Genomic DNA, 19670 nt, shown 5'->3' with positions numbered 1-19670 from the left:
AAATGGCAATACTGGAATATATTATTTATCACGCCATACCCTAACGCATAGTCGCTAAATTGAACAAACCAACTTAATTAAAAACACTTAAACGGGTATAATACCTAACTTCGTATAATACGCGCTGAATTTGAGTGCTTTGGAATGCAGCTTTGCTATATAAATTACTACCCGCTTTAAATTTAAGATTTCTTATATTGCTACTCGCATTCTCTGCAGCACTGAGCACATTGGTAGGGAGTTTTTATTCTACCTATCAGGTTCAAAAAGAGCAGTTAACATCATATACGCTAAAAAGTAATTTAGCCTATGCACAAAAATTAGCCTCCGCAACTGATAACTTTTTAAAGTCTGCGCTTCAGCAGCTTGAATACTCAGCTAAAATTATTGAGCAATCACCAAATAACTCCAAATTATTAAACGATGAAGCCATTCGTTTAAATCATCAAACGGATAGCTTTAACTCTGTTGTGATTAATTTACATGGTGTAGTTGCAGCGACGTCGCCTCACTTTGAAAGTTTAATAGGCCAACAAATACAGTCTCCAGGAGCAATAGAAGCACTAAAAGAAAAACGCCCATTAATTAGTGAGCCTTATTTATCGGCAGCTGATAATTTAATTGTTTTTATTTCGCACCCGCTATTTGATTCTGAAGGTAAGTATTTAGGTTATATTGGGGGCTCTCTTTATTTAAAAGAGAAAAATATTTTAAATGAGCTTTTAGAACAACATTACTACAAAGGTGGTTCGTACCTTTATGTTGTTAGCTCAAATAAGCGCATTTTATATCACCCAGAACCTGCCAGAATCGGCAACGTTATTGCTAACAATGCTGTGATTGACGCTGTTATAGATGGCGAAATAGGCACTTCAACGGTTATTAATAGCTTAAATAAGCCGATGCTCGCAGGCTACGCACCCATTACTTTATCTAAATGGGGAATAGTGGCGCAAAGACCATTAGAATCAACGCTCTCTTCGCTAGATACATTAACTATTGAAGTCATTAAACAAACAATACCTATGGCATTAGTCACATTTATTTTTATTGGTTTATTCGCACACTTTATAGCAAGGCCGCTAAAGCGATTAGCCGATAACGCAAATACACTCGATGATCCAAAAAGCTTAGAAAAACTTAAAAGCGTGAAGTCGTGGTATTTTGAAAGTCAAGAACTGAAGTTAGCGATGTTAAGAGAGGTTACTTTATTACAAGCACAAATAGGTGTGCTACGCCATGACTCACAAACAGATCCCTTAACAGATACGCATAACAGAAGAAGCTTAAACGGCCTACTTAACCAGCTTATGCTAAAGCAAACCCCATTCGCTATATTAGAAATTGATATCGACTTTTTTAAACGTGTTAACGATACTTTTGGACATGATAAAGGCGACGAAACTTTAGTTTCGCTAACAAATATAATTAAAAAACTATCAAGAAGAGACGACATAGTATCAAGAATCGGCGGTGAAGAATTTGTTCTTGTACTACCAAATGAAAACAGCCAAAGTGCCTATAAAATAGCAGAGCGTTTACGTAAAACAGTAGAATCGACAGAAATAAACACCATAGGAAAAATCACTATTTCTATAGGTATTGCGACCTGGCCTGAGCATAGTACTGATATTGCCCAAGTATATAAATGTGCCGATAAGGCGCTATACCATGCTAAAGAGCATGGTCGTAACCGATGCGTAGTGGCCGATATTAGCTAAGCGCAGCTTAGTTAAGTAATACACTGTATTACTTTAAATTGATAAATACTTTACAGAGAGTTTATTAAGCCAGCCATCTGCTTTTGATGGCTTGTAAATCATTACTATGCCTTTGCTATAGTGACTGTTAACCCCCTTTACAGTTATTTTTGTAAGCGCTAAGTCATCAATCAAAAAATTTGGTAAATACGCTAATGCCAAAGCAGTTTTACTACCAAACTAACTTTTTAAAACCCGTTATATGTTGAAAAATCACGACTAATAAAACACAAAAATGCATTTTCATTAGTAAAACTAACGCAGCAACAAGGCTTGGTAATTCATAAAATACAAAGTAAACCAAGCTATGACTCGTTAAGATTAGTGCCGCTTACTAAGGGGGAGTATAACGGGGAATTAGAATGCGACAGCGCAATAAATACAACGCTTGCAAGTAAGCTAACAGCATGTTTTAAAAACGCCCCAGCTATTTAGAAAACCAAGACTTTGCGATTAATTAATTTATAAATAACGGCGATTTTGGCTTTAAAAGTGCTGTTTATATAAAGTGTTAATGGGCATTAAGTATGTAGAAGTGTACCTGAGTATACTCACCATTAAGTAATTTGACTTGAGTAAATATGTGCAATAAACGCTGCATACCCATGCAGCGTTTATTGCCATTTGTTTAGCCCTAATTAAAACTGATAGCTTACCCTTGCTGAAAAGTTACGCCCAGGTTGGGTGTATTGGCTAAAATCAGCACTTTGCGATTGACCTGCAATCAACTCAAAAGGTACATATTCTTTATCGAGCAAGTTAAGTACACCTACATTTAGCCGCCACGCTTGCCATTCGTAGTTTGCGTATAAATCAACAACGCCGTAGCTATGCCCTTGCGTAGTTTTATCATCGTTTGCATCAAGTACTACATCCGATTGCGATTTAGCTAAACGCAACGCAGCGGTCCAGTTAATATTACCCAGCTCTGTACTTAACAATATTGATCCATTTAACGGGCTAATGCTGGTAAGTGGCTGATCGGTTTCTTTGTTTTCACCATCAACGTAGGCCACGTTTGCCTCAAGTAGTATATTTTCAGCGACATACATGGCAATTCCGGCTTCTACACCGCTTATTTGTGTTTCGCTAATATTTTGATATTGATACAAAGTTTTGTTTACGCCAGGAATATACGTTGGCTCAACACCCACTACGGCGGTTTCAATAAAATCATCGAATGCTGCATAAAAAGCACTTAAGTTTACGCTAATATCGCTGCTGGCGTATCTTAGCCCAAGCTCAAACGAATCACTGCTTTCAGGGTCTAAATCGGCGTTTGGTAATATTTGATAAAACGGCTCAACGCCGTGGCTTTGATAGGCTTGGTCGTGTGGTGGTATTTTAAAGCCTCGTACGTATTGCCCGTACAACGATAAGTTATCATCCACTTGGTATATAACACCTAGCTTAGGCGAAAAGGCAGATTCGGTAATATCATCAAGCTGTGCATCGGCGTATAACTCATCACTTTTAGCCTCTAGGGTGTAGTAATCGTATCGCACACCTGCAATAACCGACCACGCGCTGTTATTAAACGAAATACTGTCTTGCACATAAGCGCCAATTAAAGAGGTATCAGCTCCGGGAAATGCTTTTTGTTTTTGATCGGTAAAATCAACGGTGCCATCGGCTAAAATACGTGTTTTAAAACGAGGGCGGGTGGTGTCGTATAAGTCGATATCAACTCCATATACCACTTCATGATCGGTGGTTTCTCCTTTAAGCCCTTTATTAAATACTGCTTTTAAACCTAAAATATTTTGCTCAAAGCGATAGTCGTTATAATCGGTGTAGGTACTTGCGCCACTAATTTGATCGCTTTGCTGCTCGTAACTACTGTAAGACACTTGCCCATACCATTTATCAAATGCCGCTGTTGCTACCTCTGAATGGTAATCTAGCGCCAATGACCAACTAGTGTCGTCTTCTTCAGTTTCTTGAATGGCGGAAGTTATTACTTGCTCAATTGTTTGATTAAAGTAATCAAGGGTGTATTTAAGTGTGCGTTTTTCATCAAGCTGTTGCTCAAATTTAACTAATAAAGCATCCGACTTTGCATCATAACCGGGTAAGTTTTCGTCGTAGTTTTGTACTTCCTCGCTGTCGCGGTGGCTATAAACGGCGCTTACAGCAAAGTCGCCTAAGTCTTTTGCAGCGGTAATATCAGCGGCAATTTGGTTGCTTTGACCTTGATACCCCAGCGCCATTTTTACAAAGCTGCTGTTATCTTTTAAGTAATCGCTTGGATCTTTAGTGGTTATAACCACAATGCCACCGAGTGCATCAGAGCCATATAAAGACGATGCAGCACCTTTGGCTACTTCTACTTGTTTTACGCCTGCTACATCAAAGTAATTACGACCAACTAAATAACCCCCTCCGCCTGCATAGCCATCGTTGGTACGTCGGCCATCTTTTATAAATACAACACGGTTACCACCAACACCACGTACGGTGAGTGTTTGCGCGCCTGCACCACTGCCAGTGGTTGCAATACTTGAATCGTATTTAAACATGGTTTGTAAATCTACAGCTAGCTGACGCTCTATGTCTTGCTCGGTAATAACAGTAACTGAGCCTGTTACATCTTTAAGCTTTTGTTCAAAGCGCGAGCCACTCACAACAATATGTTCGTCAATTATGTTTTCGGCAAATACAGTGCCAGATCCGAGTAATAAGGTTGCTATAGCAGTAAATTTAAATGTAGAGGGGTTCACTTTAACTCCAAATGATAATAGTTATTATTTATGGCGAGGATGTTACAACTAAGTCAAATTAAGATCAATTAATTATGATAATCATTTTCATTTAGATTTAACTAGTTATAATAGCCGAAAAATAAAAGCCGGAGTTTGTAATGAAATACCTATTTATATTGTTTGCTTTAGTCGCTCAACCTGCAATTGCACAGGAGCGCGTTATTAGTGCTGGCGGCACCCTTACAGAAATAATTTATGCACTGGGCAAACAAAATACCCTTGTAGCGGTTGATCAATCTAGTATGTACCCACAGCAAGCTACGCAATTACCACAAGTGGGTTATTACCGCGATTTAGCGGCAGAAGGCGTGCTTTCTATGCGCCCAACCACCTTGTTAGCGCTTGAAGGCGCAGGGCGAAGCCAAGCACTTAAACAAATTGAGGCAACAGGGGTTAAGCTAATTCATTATAAAAAGCCGACCTCAGTTAATGAGCTACTTGAGCTAATTAAACGCCTTGGTACCGACTTAAACGCCAAGCAAAAAGCGCAATCACTTATTACGCACATTACAAACTCATTACCTGTAAAAGCAAAAGTGCAGACACGCAGCGCGCTATTTTTACTCTCAGCTAATGAGCGCGGGCTTGCCGCCGCAGGGCAAGAAACCGTCCCTAATTTATTATTTAGCTATGCGGGCATTACTAATATAGGCGCTACACATTCAGGCTTTAAAGTAATTAATACCGAAGTACTTGCTGTAAATCAGCCTGACTTTTTAGTTGCGCCAAAGCATGTTGTACAAAGCATTGGCGGCAAGCAGGCTTTTTGTAAGCAACCGAACCTACGCTTATTAAAAGCTGCGCAAAGCTGTAACTTACTTGTTATGGATAGCCTGCTTTCGCTTGGCATGTCGCCACGTATTACCACAGCAATTAATGAGCTTAACGAGTATAAAACCCGCTTATGAACACCCTAACATTGAGCCGCTTTGTGCCCATAACACTTAGCCAAACTCATAAGTGGATGCTATTAGCCTCTGTTTGTATTTTTGCTTTGGCGCTACTAAGCATTGGGTACGGCCCTGCAGGATGGGATTGGCGTTTAGCTATTGCCTGGCTTGCACCCGAGTACTTTAATCAGTTTGATGCGCTGCAAATAAATGTCGTAATGCAAATACGTTTGCCGCGTTTTGTGCTTGCTGTATTAGTAGGGTTGGTACTTGCCCAAACAGGGGCGGCAACCCAAGCGCTTTGCCGTAACCCGCTGGCAGACCCATCTATTATTGGCATTAGTGCAGGTGCGGCAATGGTTGCAGTGGCGTTTATTGCACTTAGCGCGCAGTTTAATTTTAACGCTCAGTTGTATTTACCTTATGCGTCGTTTTTAGGGGCGCTTGGTGTTACCTCGCTGGTATATTTTATTGCCAAGCAGCAGGGGCAAATTAATATCACCACACTTATATTGGTAGGAGTCGCTATTAACGCGTTAGCATTCGCTGTTATTGGGCTACTGAGTTTTTTTGCCGACGATAGCGCACTACGATTAATAAATTATTGGACCATGGGCTCATTAGGCGGAGCAAGCTGGAGCACGATTATTCAAGCTGCGCCGTTACTGTTTATCAGCCTAATTGGCCTGTGGCGGTTAAAAAACCCCATGAACTTACTCCTTATTGGCGAGTCACAAGCTCAGTACCTAGGAGTAGACACTAATAAGCTTAAATTGTATGTCATTATACTCGTTGCATTAGGGGTAGGTGCGGTTGTAGCGCTTACCGGTTTAATAGGGTTTGTTGGCTTGGTAGTCCCGCATATTGCCCGCTTAATGGTGGGGCCGCATTTACGTAATATGCTGCCGCTTTGTATGCTAATTGGCGTAGTGGTATTGCTACTTTCTGACTGGCTAGCACGCATTGTGATCATGCCATCAGAGCTACCCATTGGCATTATTACCGCGCTATTGGGTGCGCCATTGTTTATTTATTTAATAGTGAAAAATAAGCGAGGTTGGTCATGATCACGTTTAACAACCTAAGCGTTGGCTTTGATAATCATAGCGTTTTAAACGCTATTGATGGCAGCGCTAAACAAGGGCAACTTGTAGCACTACTTGGTGAAAATGGCGCAGGTAAATCTACCTTGCTGCATACCTTAGCAGGTATGCACTCCTTTACAGGCAGTGTACTTTTTAATGCTAAGCCGCTGGCCTCTCACGCTAAAAGACGCCTTGCAACACAGCGCGCAGTCATGATGCAAGCTAACCACGTAGGGTTTGATTTTAATGTATTTGAGCTTATTGCAATGGGTCGCTATCCGTATGTAGAGTCATTAAAAATGCAAAGCGAAAAAGTACATAAATACGCCGCTATTATGGATTTAAACCAGTATTTAACTCGCCGCGTAAGTGCGCTTTCGGGCGGAGAGCAACAACGAGTGCATATGGCGCGTACTTTAGCGCAGCTCGATGCCTTTACACAATCGGCCGAGCCAAAACTAATGCTACTCGACGAGCCTACATCAGCACTTGATATGCGCCACCAACATGCACTGCTCAGCTGCGTTAAAGCGTTTGTAGGGCAGGGTAACAGCGCCATTATTGCAATACACGATCTAAATTTAGCCAGCCTTTATGCAACCGACGCTATTTTACTGCACAACAAAAAAGTGCTGCAAAGTGGGCCTATAAACACCGTATTAACTGAACAAAACTTACAACAAATGTACGCCATGAAACTGCACGTAAATCCTCATCCTTATAACGATGCACCCATGGTTTTTTCTCAACGTCAGGAGTTTTTATGAGAGAGCAAGCATTAAACGATGCACGCACCTTGGTTTACAAAACCAATGCCGGTGTCATGTCGACTATTTCTAATAATTTACGCGGCTACCCGTTTGGCTCAGTAACCCCCTATATGTACGACGAACAAGGCCGTGTTTACTTTTTTATTAGCGATATAGCCCAGCACACTAAAAATCTAAAGCACGACTCTCGTATGAGCCTAACTGTGTTTGATGCCGCCGACAGTGGCGATCAAAACGAGCACGGGCGAGTAACGCTTGTAGGCGATGGCTCTATTGTGCCAAGTAAGCAAGCACACACCTTACTTGATAACTATATTGCCCTATACCCCGAAGCCGCTAGCTATCGCAATGCGCACGACTTTCAATTATGGCAATTAGACGTAATTCGTGTGCGTTACATTGGTGGCTTTGGCAAAATATTTTGGCTTGAGCAAAACGAATGGCAGGATGAGGCAAAAAACTGGGATGAAAACCAGCAGCAAAGCATGATAAGCCACATGAACGACGACCATCAAGATGCTATGTCGCTCATATTAATGCAGCACTACGGCGTAGCCGATAACACCCCAATAATGAGCGGCCTATTACCCACTGGTTTTTATATACAAAGCCAAAAGCGTAATTACTTTATTAATTTTAATACCCAGTGCAACAGCCCGTTAGAGGTTCGTAAAGCGCTGGTTGCGCTAACCAATCAAGCACGCAATAACTAAACTAAATACATGACGACATAGTTAACCTGAGCTCTGGTTAAGAAATTCACCAACTATGTCGTCATTTTATAAGCAAACTGTTTGATCGCCTCGTTTAGCTAAAGCTTTAAAAGCGGCTTGCTGATGTTCTTTTTGTACATAACGGGGTGGCAAAGGGTTAACTTGCAACTGATACCCTGTTTGGTTAGCTTGCACACTTGTAACCGGCGATATCCACACAACCTTAAGCTCTGGCGCTAAACGCTTAATAACGCGCGCTATACCTTCGCCATTTTTCACATGAAAATCGCCCGCTATATGCATTACCTGCGCATCTTTATGATTATTTAAATAGTTAACGATAGACTCCCCCATGGTTTCATCCCAGGTAACTTGCGCAGCATAATAATTTTCGTTTTGACTTGGCGTGCCATGGTGCATTGAGGTCATAAAACGTTGTTTATAATCACTGGGGGATGTATCAATAGTGGCTGCAATATAGCTCTGCTGTGTTTCATCAAGTTTACTTAGGTAACTTATGCCTTGCCTGCCAATACAGGTGACTATATTTTTAGGGGCATTTGCAGCTATTACATCGCTATTGTTCGTTTTTGCCAGCTCTACCAGCGCACGGTAATCACTTTTGTAATTTGGCCACGCTTGGGTGTTATCAATTAAGTATTGCTCACCAATTTCACCTTTAACATACTGGTTTAAAATAGGCTGATCCGCGCGGCTAAATTGCTCAAGCGACAGCGCAGTGCGTTTATTACTTTTGCTTAATTGCTCAAATAACTCAGTCTGAAATAAATGCACGCCCGGATGTGTATGCAATTCACCCACTAAAACCACATCGGCATTTAATAACTTGGGCTCTAATAATACAGAGCTAACAGGCTTTGCCTGTGCATTATAAAGTGCTGAGTAATAAAGCGATGAGCTTTTATCAGGCTCCGTAGCTGTTGTACTACAACCACTCAAACCCGTAACTAACGCCAGAGTTAACATAGACTTTTTCATACACACCTTTAAAACACTTTAATGCAAATAATTATCAATATCATATACTTGTAATACCTATTAAGCCAGCCAAACTGCTGCTTACTTACATAATCAAGGAAATGAGCGAAACGCGCATTTATATGCCTTAACTTTGCTTGTAAATATTAAATAGCTTTTGATAGCAATGCCTTAGGTAATTTGTTAAAACTGTATAAAGTAGAAACATGAGCGTGACATCGGCAGAAGTATGCTCGATTCGCGGCCTATAAAATTGTTAGATGTTAAATGGAGTTCTATGAAGCATCCACTTTTTAGTGAAAACATGGAAGATGGTTTTAGCCTATTCTTACTAAAATGTTCAGAATCAAGAAGCTGTCTCTTATTTGGTACCTCAGCTCTTTTGTTATTTATATTTGCAAGTCAAAACACCAGTTTTATGAGTTTCCTTAATGAACACTGGTTTGGTAACATTCTTAAGATTTTATGTGTAATTGGAGCTTTATTAAGTTGGTTTTCAGCACAAGCACATTCATATAAAAATGGACACTTTAAACTAGTAGCTTCCATATTCTTACTTTGGCCCATTAGCTATATATACTTGTTTTATATACAGTTAACTAAAAAACCTAACGTAAATATCAAATGAAAAAATTATAGCTGGCTGTTTTTTGTTCCTAAAACCATTTTGGTCAACTATATTTTTCCGCTTATGTAAGCGTTAGGCACTGGAGAAGGTTTAATAGATGGAACCAAATTATTCAGAATATTCTATTACTGAATTGCAAGAAGCTATCACGTCTATTGATAGGGCTTTGTACCCTGAACGCTTTGAGCTATTAAAAGCCGAACTATTAAATAGAGACGAGGAAGAGCATAATGCTTCTCAATTAGTAAGTCTTTCATCAAAGGACTTACTTATTAAGCTCAGCAATGCATTTTTTGTAATTCCGTTGATGATCTATGTAGGAGTAGATGCACTTAATAGCGGTGAAATACTCCTTAAAGGAGCAGCTATATCAAAAAATGAAAACTTTATATTATTTACATTAAGCGTAATGTTTTGTTTTTTAATCTCAGCGGTACTGACATGTAGCCTGTTTGTGGATAAGAGCAAAAGTTCCTAACAAATACATTATGTCGTTCATAAATTCACTAGGACACAGTTCGATTGGTAGTGTTTTTCTGGAGGTTGATAATATTTTCAACTCAGGGCAAAACATGCTGCACAAGCTAAGCAAAAACAAGTTATAGAGAATAAGAAGACGGTGAAGTGTATTTAAAAACTCTATAACTGAAACAAAAAGACCGCAGTAATAAATACTGCGGTCTTTGTTTTTAGCTAAGTGCTATTTAGTAAGCGCCTGCGCTGTAAATTAGCTCGTAGCTGTGGCTGTAAATCTCAAGTATGTTACCAAACGGGTCTTCCATGTAGATCATGCGGTATGGTTTTTCACCTGGGTAGTAATAACGTGGGGCTTCCATACGTTTTTTACCGCCAGCTTCCACAATACGCTCGGCTAAACCTTCTACATCAGGGTCTTGAACGCAAAAATGGAAAATACCAGTTTTCCAGTATTCAAAGTTGTCTTTAGGGTTTTCTTGGTTTTTAAATTCAAAAATTTCGACACCAATACGATCGCCTGTAGATAGGTGTGCTATTTTGAATTTTTCCCATTTTTCACCAAACACTTCTGTACACATTTCACCAATTGGGCTTTTATCTTCGGTTATCAAAGTAGGTTCCATAATAGTGTACCAACCCATAACCTTTGTATAAAACTCAACGGCTTTTTCAACGTCGGGTACTGAAATACCAATGTGCGAAAAACTACGTGGATATGTATGACTCATAATGCTTCCTCTTTAACGTGTGACTTATTTTGTCTTACGACTAGTTGATGGAGTTAGTTTACGAACCGCTACATATTAAGTAAAATTATCATTAATCATCATTTTGAGTACATTTTGTAATGATAAATCCAACATGGCTAAACACCTTTTGCACTTTGGTTGAAGTAAATCACTTTACCCAAACAGCTGAGCGCCTTTATATGACCCAGTCTGGCGTAAGTCAGCATATTAAAAAGCTAGAGCAGCAAGTTAACTGCGCTTTACTTGAGCGCCATGGTAAGCAGTTTTCTCTTACTCCTCAGGGCCAAAACTTATATCAGCAGGGCAGCCTACTTCTTAAAGATTGGCAATTTTTAGAACAACAATTAAAAGATGATTCGCCGTACAGCGGAGCGGTAAAGATTCAATCTCCGGGCAGTTGTGGTTTAAAGTTTTATAATCAATTATTAGCACTGCAATCTGAGCATAAAGAACTAATTATTGATTACCGCTTTGCGCCCAATGTAAGTGTTGAACAAGCTGTAGCAAACCACAGTGCCGACATTGGGTTTTTAACTCAAGCTCCAACATTTAGCGAACTAACCAGCCATAAAATAAGCCAAGAGCCACTACTACTTGTAACGCCTGCAGGTATAAACATGCCTAATTGGCAAACCCTGTGTGAGCTAGGGTTTATTGCTCACCCCGATGCAAGCCATCATGCGCAGCTACTACTAAGCGAAAACTACAGTGAGTTTGAGCATATTGACCAAATAAGACGTACGGGATTTTCTAACCAAATTAGTTTGATACTAGAACCTGTAAGCTTAGGGCTGGGTTTTACGGTATTACCTGCTCATGCTGTTGGCGCATTCAATAAACCACTACTTATAAAAACACATCATTTAAAATGTCCGGTTAGTGAATCTATTTATGTGTGCCATCACCGAAATAGGCCGTTGGCAAAACGTATGAATACAGTGATTGAGCTAATAAAGGCGGGAGTAAATAGTTAAAACGTAAACCCCCTTTACACCCACGGCACTTAATACCATAAGCAAAAGGGGGAATAGAAAATTAGTTAACGCTTTCTAATTTTGCTTTTAAATCGAGTAAATCGGTTGCAATAGTATTTGGCTGTATTTCCCACGGATCAAAAATTGAATCTTTAGATCGTTGAATCCACGCCGCTCGCATACCGTGCGATATGGCACCGGTTACATCAAACGGGTTACTTGATACAAGCCACGTGTTTGCGCCTGTTGAATTGGTTTCGCGTAAAAAGTGGCTATAAACCCCTGGGTTTGGTTTAAAGGTTTTAACGTCGTCGGCACTTACTACCCCTTCAAAAAGCTCACTAATGCCAGCGGTTTCTAATAAGGTATGAACTGCGTCGGCAGCGCCGTTTGAAAATGCAAACAAACGGTAATCTTTCGCTTTTAATTGCTCAAGGCCTGCTTTTACATCATCGAACGCAGGAAGCGTTTTATAAAGCTCTAGCAGTTGCCCCTTTTGATCTTCACTTAGCTCGGTTTTGTGCGCTAAGCAGGCGTAATCGAGTGCGTGTTTTGTACATAGCGAGAAAGGAATATAATTTTGCATTAATCCACGTCTAAATGAATACTCTAATTGCTTTTCGCGCCATGTATTTGAAAATGCTTGGGCGTTATCGCCAATCATGTCGTCGAGTAAGGACAGTACGCCGTGAGTGTTTATTAGCGTACCGTATACGTCAAATGCAAGTGTAGTTGCCATGTTTGCTCCGCAATAAAATAAATGAAGTTGGTTTTAGAGTACTTGCTTACAGCTTAACTTAATTTGAACGAACGCTCAAATTAATAAAACTTATAAGCATCGAGTGCTAAAATATCCATTTCTATATCTTCATGTATTTTTTTGGCTTTACCGTCACTACTTCCAAGCGCTGCAAAAAGAGGTAAAAAGTGCTCCTGGGTAGGGTGATTAAATAAAGCATGGGGTGCTTCATTTAAATAGCTAAGTAACGCCTGGGTGTTTTGCGCTATTAATTTTTGCTCAACCCAATAAGTAAACTCATTAACCATTTGAACACGATTAGGTGTAGCAGGGCTTTTAAATATTTCACGTAGATTGTGACTAATACCGCCTGAGCCAATAATTAATACGTTATCGCTGCGCAGTGGTGCAAGTAACTGTCCGTATTTATACATCGCCTGAGCGCCTAAACGCGTGTTAATAGACACCTGAACAATGGGAATATTAGCTGCTGGGTACATTAAGCGCAGCGGGATCCACACACCATGATCCCACCCTTGATCTGCACTTTGCACCGTTTTAATACCCGCTTTGTAAAAGTGCTCACTAATAGTATTAGCAAGCTTAGGGTCTCCTGGTGCTGGGTATTGAATTTCATATAGGGGCTTGGGGAAGTTATAAAAGTCGTGAATAGTATGCGGCGTATCTCCTGATGTAATAACTATATCGTGCGCTTCATCAAAGTGGGCAGAAAAAACCACAATAGCACGTGGTTTACTAAGCGTTTGACCTAATGATGCAAGAAAATCTGACGTAGCCGATTGCTGAACAGCCATCATTGGCGAGCCGTGAGATATAAATAAAGCTGGCTGAGTCATACTAAAACCTTAAACAAATAAACGTGTTATAAACACTATATAAGTTTCTAATTTGACGATAAATATGATACTTATTTATACATTATCAACAAGGCATTGTTAAAAAATGGATAAGCTCACCACCATGAAGACCTTTTTAGCCGTTGTGCAAGAAGGATCATTTTCAAAAGCGGCCGATAAACTCGATATTTCGCCGCAGTTAGTCAGCAAATATATTTCTGCGCTGGAAGATAATCTACGCACACGTTTATTACACCGTACAACGCGAAAAGTAAGTGTTACAGAGGCTGGAAATCAGTATTATCAGCGTTGTCAGCAGGTGGTTATTGATATTGAAGACATGGAAAACTCCCTCAATAACTTAAGCGAAAATGTATCGGGTGTGCTTAGTATTAGTGCGCCTATGTCGTTTGGTACAAAGCATTTAGCAGGCTTGCTAGTTGATTTTCAAAAGCAGTATCCAAATTTAAAGTTAGATTTACGGCTCACCGACCAATATGTAGACATAGTAGAGCAGGGTATTGATATTGCTCTGCGCATTGGCGTATTAAAAAACTCAACGTTGATAGCTAAAAAAATTGCACCTATACACCTAGCGGTGTTTGCGTCACCCGACTATTTAAAACGCCATGGCACGCCACAAACGCTTTTAGATTTACAGTCACATAATTATTTACGCTATTCCCACAGCGAGCCCACAAAGCGATTATTTGGGGTTAATGAGCTAAAAAGCGAGCTAAAGCTTGAAAGTAACTTTGTGGCTAACAATGGTGATTTGCTACTAAATACAGCCATTGCGGGTGGTGGTATTGCTATGCAGCCAACATTTATAGCAGGGGAAGCACTGGCTCAAGGTAAAGTAGTGCGCATTTTAAAAGACTATGAACCCGAGCCAATGGGGCTTTACATGGTGTATGCAAACAGACAGTTTTTACCCAGTAAAGTACGTGCGTTTGTTGATTTTGCAAGTGGCTATTATGGCGATACACCTTACTGGGATTTAGGAGAGTGATATGTCGATAACTAATCAATTAACGTTATTTGTAGATGTAGTGCAAAAAGGCTCATTTGCCAAAGCCGCAGCACTGCATGATATGGATAATTCGTCGCTGTCTAAACAAATTAAAAAACTCGAAACCAGTTTAGGTGTGCAATTGTTAAATCGTTCTACGCGCTCGTTTTCGCTCACCTCAGCAGGAGAGGAAATTTTAACGCAAGCGCATATTCTTATCGATACACTTTCTGATATCCATAGCATAGCCGACTCGTATCAGGCAAAGCCAAAAGGTATTTTGCGCATTACCTCCGGTATGTTTTTTGGTCAGCAGTATATTCAGCCCGCTATTAATATATTTATGCAAAAGTATCCTGAGGTAAAAATAACCTTGATGCTTGACGATAAGCGTAACGATATTATTGCCGATCATTACGATTTAGCCTTTAGAATAGGCAAACTAAACGACTCTAATTTAATGGCTAGAAAAATTGCTAATATGCACTTTGCGCTTGTTGCATCACATGATTTTATAAAAAAGCACGGAATGCCAAGCACGCCAGAAGATTTATTAGCTTTACCCGCTATTATTTATGGCAATGGCGATGTAAGTCTCGACCAAGTTAAGTTAAGCACTGAGCCTCATGGTGATGAGCAAAAAATACATAAAATGAAAGGCAATTACAAAGTGAGTGATGTACGCGCTATGGTCGATGCAGTAAAAGCAGGGCTTGGGTATGTAATGCTCGATTTATTTAATCTAGAAGAACCTATTGATAAAATGGGCCTTGTGCCGCTTTTAACTAATTATAAACTATCAACTATGGGCACAGGTATTTACGCGCTTTACCCTCATCGTAAACAAACCCCATTGGTAAGTGAGTTTATTAAAACCGTGCAAGAGTATATTGGTACACCGCCATTTTGGGTTGAACATATGCCTAATTACAAACAGTTATACAAATAGCAGATATAAAAAAGCCCCGTTAGGGGCTTTTTTGTGTACTCAAAATATACTTATAAAGTGGTTATTTAAAAGCCCTCTAAAACAACTTTACCTTTAGCCGTTTGCGTTTCAAGATGCTGATGCGCTTTACGTAAATTAACGGCGTTAATAGTGCCTAAATGCTCACCAAATGTTGTTTTAATCAGGCCTTCGTCAATCATCGTCGCTACGTTATTTAAAATAACGTGTTGCTCTTGCATATCGTCTGTTTTAAATAATGAACGAGTAAACATAAGCTCCCAATGTACCGACACACATTTGGTTTTGAATGGCACAATATCAAGTGTTTCAGGGTCGTCAATCAGTGCAAACTTACCTTGTGGCTTAATCACTTTAACTATTTCAGGCAAGTGTTGAGCAGTGTTATTTAAACTAACGACATAATCTACTTCACCTAAATTTTTAGCTGCAAACTCTTCACTTAATAAATTACGGTGATTAATAATAGTATCGGCACCTAAATCCTCTAACCACGACGTGGTTTCGGCGCGAGACGCTGTAGCAATAATTTTAAGCTTAGTGCGCTGCTTTAACAATTGCACCATAATTGAGCCTACACCGCCGGCAGCACCAATCACTAAAATACTTTTAGAATCATCATTTTCAGCTACGTTTAATCTATCAAACAACAACTCCCATGCGGTAAGGCTAGTAAGAGGAAGCGCTGCGGCTTCAAAGTTAGATAACGTCGTTGGCATTTTACCTACAATACGCTCATCAACTAATTGAAACTGTGCATTACTACCTGAACGCGTTACATCGCCGGCATACCAAACTTTGTCGCCAGGTTTAAATAAAGACACATTTTCGCCAACAGATTTAACAACGCCTGTAGCATCAAAGCCAAGTACTTTGTATTCGCCTTCTGGCGCTGGCATTGATTCACGAATTTTAAAATCAGCCGGATTAACAGATACTGCTTTTACTTCCACTAAAATATCGTGGCCGTGTGCTGTTGGCATTTCAAGTTCGATGTCTTGAAGTGATAGCTCGTTTGAAACAGGTAAGTTTTGTTGATATCCAATTGCTTTCATGTGTTTTGCCTCTCGTCGTTTAATACGCTGTGTTAATGACGCTATTTTGGCTTTATTGACACAGTTAAAAAAGAGGTAAAAAACCCAATCATTATGGAAATAATATTCCACAATAGAAATTTTATAACAGCCCTCGTAATACACTTCGAAGCGCTTTAAACGCTTTTTGATTACTATGCCGCTGATGCTGTAATACATCAACATTAGCCAACCAACCCATTTCTTCAAACTCAAGAGGAAGTTTAACCAGCTCACCACTTTGTACTGCATCTAGAGCTACATGGTTTGGTAATAAGCACCACCCGTTACCTTGTATTGCTAGCTCGAGTAATACAAAGTAATTATCGGCATACCAAATCTCTGGGCTAATTTTTAGCTGAAAGCTGCTTGTTTGTGTATTGCGCGAACGAAGAAGAAGTTGTCTATGTAGCCGAAGACCATCCATATTCTCACATCTGATCCCCGCTAAAGGGTGCGACTTAGCAACATATAAATCAAATTTTACCGTTCCAATACATTCATAGTCTAAGTAACTCGGTATATTTAATTCACTAAAAATAATACCCGTCATAGGCTTTTCGCTGTTTAGCATGTCAATTATGTCATGGCTGGATGCACTTAAAAACTCAAGCGATACGTAAGGATACTTACTTTGCAGCTTGCTAATAATACTCGCGATAGTTTTAAACGGGATCCCTTCGTCAAGTGCGATGGTGATTTCGGTTGGTGTTTTTTCGTTTAGTGCTAATGCAGAGTTTGTTAATCGCTGGTGTTGATTAAGCACGGCCTTAGCCTGGGGTAGTAACTGTTTACCGGCTTCGGTTAATTGTGGATAGCGCCCTGTGCGCTCAAATAATGTCGCATTACAGTCTATTTCTAAATTAATAATATGCTGACTTACTACCGACTGCGCTTTACTTAAACTACGCGCTGCGGCCGAAAACGATCCAGCCTCAACGGTAGCTACAAATGCCTGAAGTTGTTCAATACTAAACATATCGCTTTTACCGATACTAGCTAACTAACATGTATCTTAATAATGAATGAAAATAACCGTCTCGTCATTCACTAAAGAACTTATTTATATATGAACACAGCAGAACGTATTTTTCAGGCCCTAATATTTGAGATGATTGCATTATTTATTATTGTTCCTGCATCTGTTTATTTTGGTGGGTTTGCAACAGGAAAAATGGCAATTGTAGGTATTGGTTTATCAATTTTTGCCATGTTGTGGAACTACATTTACAACATAGTGTTTGATAAAATAGTTGGGCATAACCGAATCGAGCGAGGTTTAGTAACCCGCATTACGCATGCATGTGGCTTTGAGCTGGGTATGTTAGTAATAACGCTGCCAATACTTGCTTGGTATTTAAATATTACATGGCTAGCCGCTACAGCATTAGAAGCTGGCTTTTTAGTTTTTATACTCATATACACGTATATTTTTAATGTGTTGTACGATAAGTACCAACCTTACAAAAGATGGGTTAATAAATCGCAATGTGCTTGATATTTTTAAGTTTATAAAAGCAACGCTGTGGAGTATTGAGATCGTTTTGGCAAAAGCGCAATGGCAATAAATAACGGTAAATGTGGCTTTTAATTAAACCAATTAGCACTGCTCAATTGACTAAGTAGTGCTAATTTACTATTTGTACTATTTACCGGCTAACTGTAATGGGGGTTTACAGTAACTTTTTGCTTTATATATTTAGCCCTTTCAATATGTTCCACACGCTCTCACCACTAGGATGAAGCGCAGCATGATACCGATACGCGTAATATGTAATAGGCACGTAATAATGCTTTTGACTACCTAATAACTAAGTTTAAAAACTTCGTTTTTAAACGCCAGCAAGCTGCGCTTATACAAATGCCCAACAATCAATGTACTTACTACTAAGCGTTGCTTAAAAATAAACCACACTGACTATAACTAGGTGTGCCAAGCAAATGGCACACCTATTTTGTTATGTGGGTATGGGGGCGTTTTCTGCAATAAGCTGTTTAGATTTCAATTCACTCCAAAATTCGCTTGGTATGGTAACTTTCATTGAGGCTACATTAGCTTTAATTTGCTCTGCCGTGCGTGCGCCAGGAATAATTGAGGATACCGTTGAAGGTGCCTCTGCGAATTGCAGTGCAGCTGTTTTAATATCAATCCCATGTTTAGATGCAATGTCGCTTATTGCATTAAACTTTTGCTGCATAGGCCCAGGAATTTTAGGTGAATAATTAAAGCGGTTACGACCGGCTAAAAAACCACCATTAAGCGGAGCACCAATGACTGCTGAAACACCTCGTTTATCAAGCATAGGAAAGGTTTTATCAAGTGCCTGCTTATGATCTAAAATTGAATATTGCAGCGCTAGTAAGCAAATATCAGGGTCTGACATATCAAGCGCTTTATAAATAGCATGAGGTGTATTTACTCCAAAACCCCAGCCTTTAATTATTCCTTCATCACGCATTTTAGTTAACTCAGGAATAGCCCCTTTTGCAGCCTGATCAAAATACTTAAGCCAATCATCTCCCATATCACTATTTTGCGGTGATAAATCGTGAATATAAACAATATCAAGTGAGGCGACACCAATACGATGTAACGTGTCTTCTATTGAACGACGCGTACCTGATGCAGAGTAATCATATTTATAATGAAAAGGTGAGTGATCAGCCCAATGCCAACTATTTTCTAGAGGCTCTGCTGAAGGGGTAAGAAGGCGACCTACTTTTGAGGATAAAACATAATCTTCATGCTTTTTGTTTCGAAGTAAATCACCGAAGCGCCTTTCACTTAAACTCAAGCCGTAAAAAGGTGACGTATCAAAATGACGAATACCAGAATCCCATGCTGCATTTAGCATTGTTAAAATTTCTGCATCGCTTGATATAGTATTAAAGCCATTCCCAGCGGCAAGACCGCCTAAGCCCATTCTGGATTCAGGCCGGTAATGCTTAGCGTTAGTAACATCGTTTGTGGGCAGAGCAGCGCTTTTATCTATTGATCCTTTAGTTTGTATAACACTGCCGTTAGACATTTTTACTTTTAATTGTTCAGCCAAAGCTGAAGCACTAAAAATAGAGCCTAAACTTAAAGCAGCGCCTGCTTTAATAAAATTTCTGCGAGATACCATGTAACTATTCTCCTTGAGTAAGGTTAAATATCTACGCTATAAACTAGTATAAATACCAACCAAACTCAAGCGAGAGGAAAGTAATAAATG

18 protein-coding genes are annotated in these 19670 nt (G+C 39.7%); 10 read left to right on the top strand and 8 right to left on the bottom strand.

Going from position 1 to position 19670, the window contains the following annotated elements; translation table 11 throughout:
- Window positions 1-197: 197 nt before the first annotated feature.
- Window positions 198-1721, top strand: a complete 1524-nt coding sequence (locus tag I6F50_RS10915; protein WP_165727926.1) for a sensor domain-containing diguanylate cyclase — start codon at window positions 198-200, stop codon at window positions 1719-1721.
- Between the two features lie 677 nt (window positions 1722-2398).
- Here the strand turns inward: I6F50_RS10915 and I6F50_RS10910 are convergent.
- Complete coding sequence (locus I6F50_RS10910) at window positions 2399-4480, bottom strand: TonB-dependent hemoglobin/transferrin/lactoferrin family receptor (RefSeq protein WP_197159933.1); 2082 nt, start codon at window positions 4478-4480, stop codon at window positions 2399-2401.
- A gap of 140 nt (window positions 4481-4620) precedes the next feature.
- Between I6F50_RS10910 and I6F50_RS10905 the strand changes: the two genes are divergently transcribed.
- Genes I6F50_RS10905 through I6F50_RS10890 form a run of 4 tightly spaced genes read left to right on the top strand, consistent with a single transcriptional unit; the run spans window position 4621 to window position 7980 of the window.
- Entirely contained in the window at window positions 4621-5430 is an 810-nt protein-coding gene (locus tag I6F50_RS10905; RefSeq protein ID WP_197176225.1) for a hemin ABC transporter substrate-binding protein, read from the top strand.
- Complete coding sequence (locus I6F50_RS10900; RefSeq protein ID WP_007583641.1) at window positions 5427-6479, top strand: iron ABC transporter permease; 1053 nt, start codon at window positions 5427-5429, stop codon at window positions 6477-6479. The genes I6F50_RS10905 and I6F50_RS10900 overlap by 4 nt, the downstream gene beginning before the upstream one ends.
- A complete protein-coding gene (locus I6F50_RS10895; protein ID WP_197159931.1) occupies window positions 6476-7264 on the top strand; it encodes a heme ABC transporter ATP-binding protein in 789 nt (262 codons plus the stop codon). Before I6F50_RS10900 ends, I6F50_RS10895 begins: the two co-directional genes overlap by 4 nt.
- Entirely contained in the window at window positions 7261-7980 is a 720-nt protein-coding gene (locus tag I6F50_RS10890; RefSeq protein WP_165739571.1) for a HugZ family protein, read from the top strand. Before I6F50_RS10895 ends, I6F50_RS10890 begins: the two co-directional genes overlap by 4 nt.
- Window positions 7981-8046: 66 nt before the next feature.
- On the opposite strand, the gene I6F50_RS10885 is transcribed toward I6F50_RS10890, so the two are convergent.
- Window positions 8047-8979: a ChaN family lipoprotein gene (locus I6F50_RS10885; RefSeq protein ID WP_165739569.1), complete on the bottom strand. Its 933-nt coding sequence runs from the start codon at window positions 8977-8979 to the stop codon at window positions 8047-8049.
- Between the two features lie 725 nt (window positions 8980-9704).
- Here I6F50_RS10885 and I6F50_RS10880 point away from each other — a divergent pair.
- Window positions 9705-10085 (top strand): hypothetical protein, encoded by a 381-nt coding sequence (locus I6F50_RS10880; RefSeq protein WP_010552898.1) that lies wholly within the window; start codon window positions 9705-9707, stop codon window positions 10083-10085.
- 226 nt (window positions 10086-10311) lie between these two features.
- Here the strand turns inward: I6F50_RS10880 and I6F50_RS10875 are convergent, their stop codons facing one another.
- Window positions 10312-10812, bottom strand: a complete 501-nt coding sequence (locus tag I6F50_RS10875) for a lactoylglutathione lyase family protein (protein WP_002959229.1) — start codon at window positions 10810-10812, stop codon at window positions 10312-10314.
- 119 nt (window positions 10813-10931) lie between these two features.
- On the opposite strand from I6F50_RS10875, the gene I6F50_RS10870 reads away from it, so the two are divergent.
- Entirely contained in the window at window positions 10932-11807 is an 876-nt protein-coding gene (locus tag I6F50_RS10870) for a LysR family transcriptional regulator (protein WP_165739565.1), read from the top strand.
- A 61-nt stretch (window positions 11808-11868) separates the two neighbouring features.
- Here the strand turns inward: I6F50_RS10870 and I6F50_RS10865 are convergent, their stop codons facing one another.
- Window positions 11869-12546, bottom strand: coding sequence for a haloacid dehalogenase type II (locus tag I6F50_RS10865; protein ID WP_024591580.1), 678 nt, complete (start codon window positions 12544-12546; stop codon window positions 11869-11871).
- Between the two features lie 80 nt (window positions 12547-12626).
- Window positions 12627-13403, bottom strand: coding sequence for a class III extradiol ring-cleavage dioxygenase (locus I6F50_RS10860; protein WP_165727934.1), 777 nt, complete (start codon window positions 13401-13403; stop codon window positions 12627-12629).
- Window positions 13404-13509: 106 nt separating this feature from the next.
- On the opposite strand from I6F50_RS10860, the gene I6F50_RS10855 reads away from it, so the two are divergent.
- A complete protein-coding gene (locus I6F50_RS10855) occupies window positions 13510-14415 on the top strand; it encodes a LysR family transcriptional regulator (RefSeq protein WP_197119001.1) in 906 nt (301 codons plus the stop codon).
- 1 nt (window position 14416) lies between these two features.
- Window positions 14417-15364, top strand: coding sequence for a LysR family transcriptional regulator (locus I6F50_RS10850; RefSeq protein WP_166376680.1), 948 nt, complete (start codon window positions 14417-14419; stop codon window positions 15362-15364).
- Between the two features lie 65 nt (window positions 15365-15429).
- Here I6F50_RS10850 and I6F50_RS10845 read toward each other — a convergent pair whose 3' ends face one another.
- Both I6F50_RS10845 and I6F50_RS10840 read right to left on the bottom strand, forming a co-directional pair.
- On the bottom strand, window positions 15430-16437 hold the full coding sequence (locus I6F50_RS10845; RefSeq protein ID WP_166376679.1) for a zinc-binding alcohol dehydrogenase family protein: 1008 nt from the start codon (window positions 16435-16437) through the stop codon (window positions 15430-15432).
- A 121-nt stretch (window positions 16438-16558) separates the two neighbouring features.
- Window positions 16559-17434 (bottom strand): LysR family transcriptional regulator, encoded by an 876-nt coding sequence (locus I6F50_RS10840; RefSeq protein ID WP_197159927.1) that lies wholly within the window; start codon window positions 17432-17434, stop codon window positions 16559-16561.
- 90 nt (window positions 17435-17524) lie between these two features.
- Between I6F50_RS10840 and I6F50_RS10835 the strand changes: the two genes are divergently transcribed.
- Window positions 17525-17953, top strand: a complete 429-nt coding sequence (locus tag I6F50_RS10835; RefSeq protein ID WP_165727937.1) for a PACE efflux transporter — start codon at window positions 17525-17527, stop codon at window positions 17951-17953.
- Between the two features lie 460 nt (window positions 17954-18413).
- Here I6F50_RS10835 and I6F50_RS10830 read toward each other — a convergent pair whose 3' ends face one another.
- On the bottom strand, window positions 18414-19580 hold the full coding sequence (locus I6F50_RS10830) for an aldo/keto reductase (RefSeq protein WP_197176224.1): 1167 nt from the start codon (window positions 19578-19580) through the stop codon (window positions 18414-18416).
- Window positions 19581-19670 lie beyond the last annotated feature (90 nt).

Origin of the sequence: Pseudoalteromonas sp. NZS127_1 (genome assembly GCF_015864295.1) — a bacterium.
Taxonomy (GTDB): Bacteria; Pseudomonadota; Gammaproteobacteria; order Enterobacterales; family Alteromonadaceae; genus Pseudoalteromonas; species Pseudoalteromonas arctica.
This window is presented reverse-complemented; position numbering and strand designations above follow the sequence as displayed.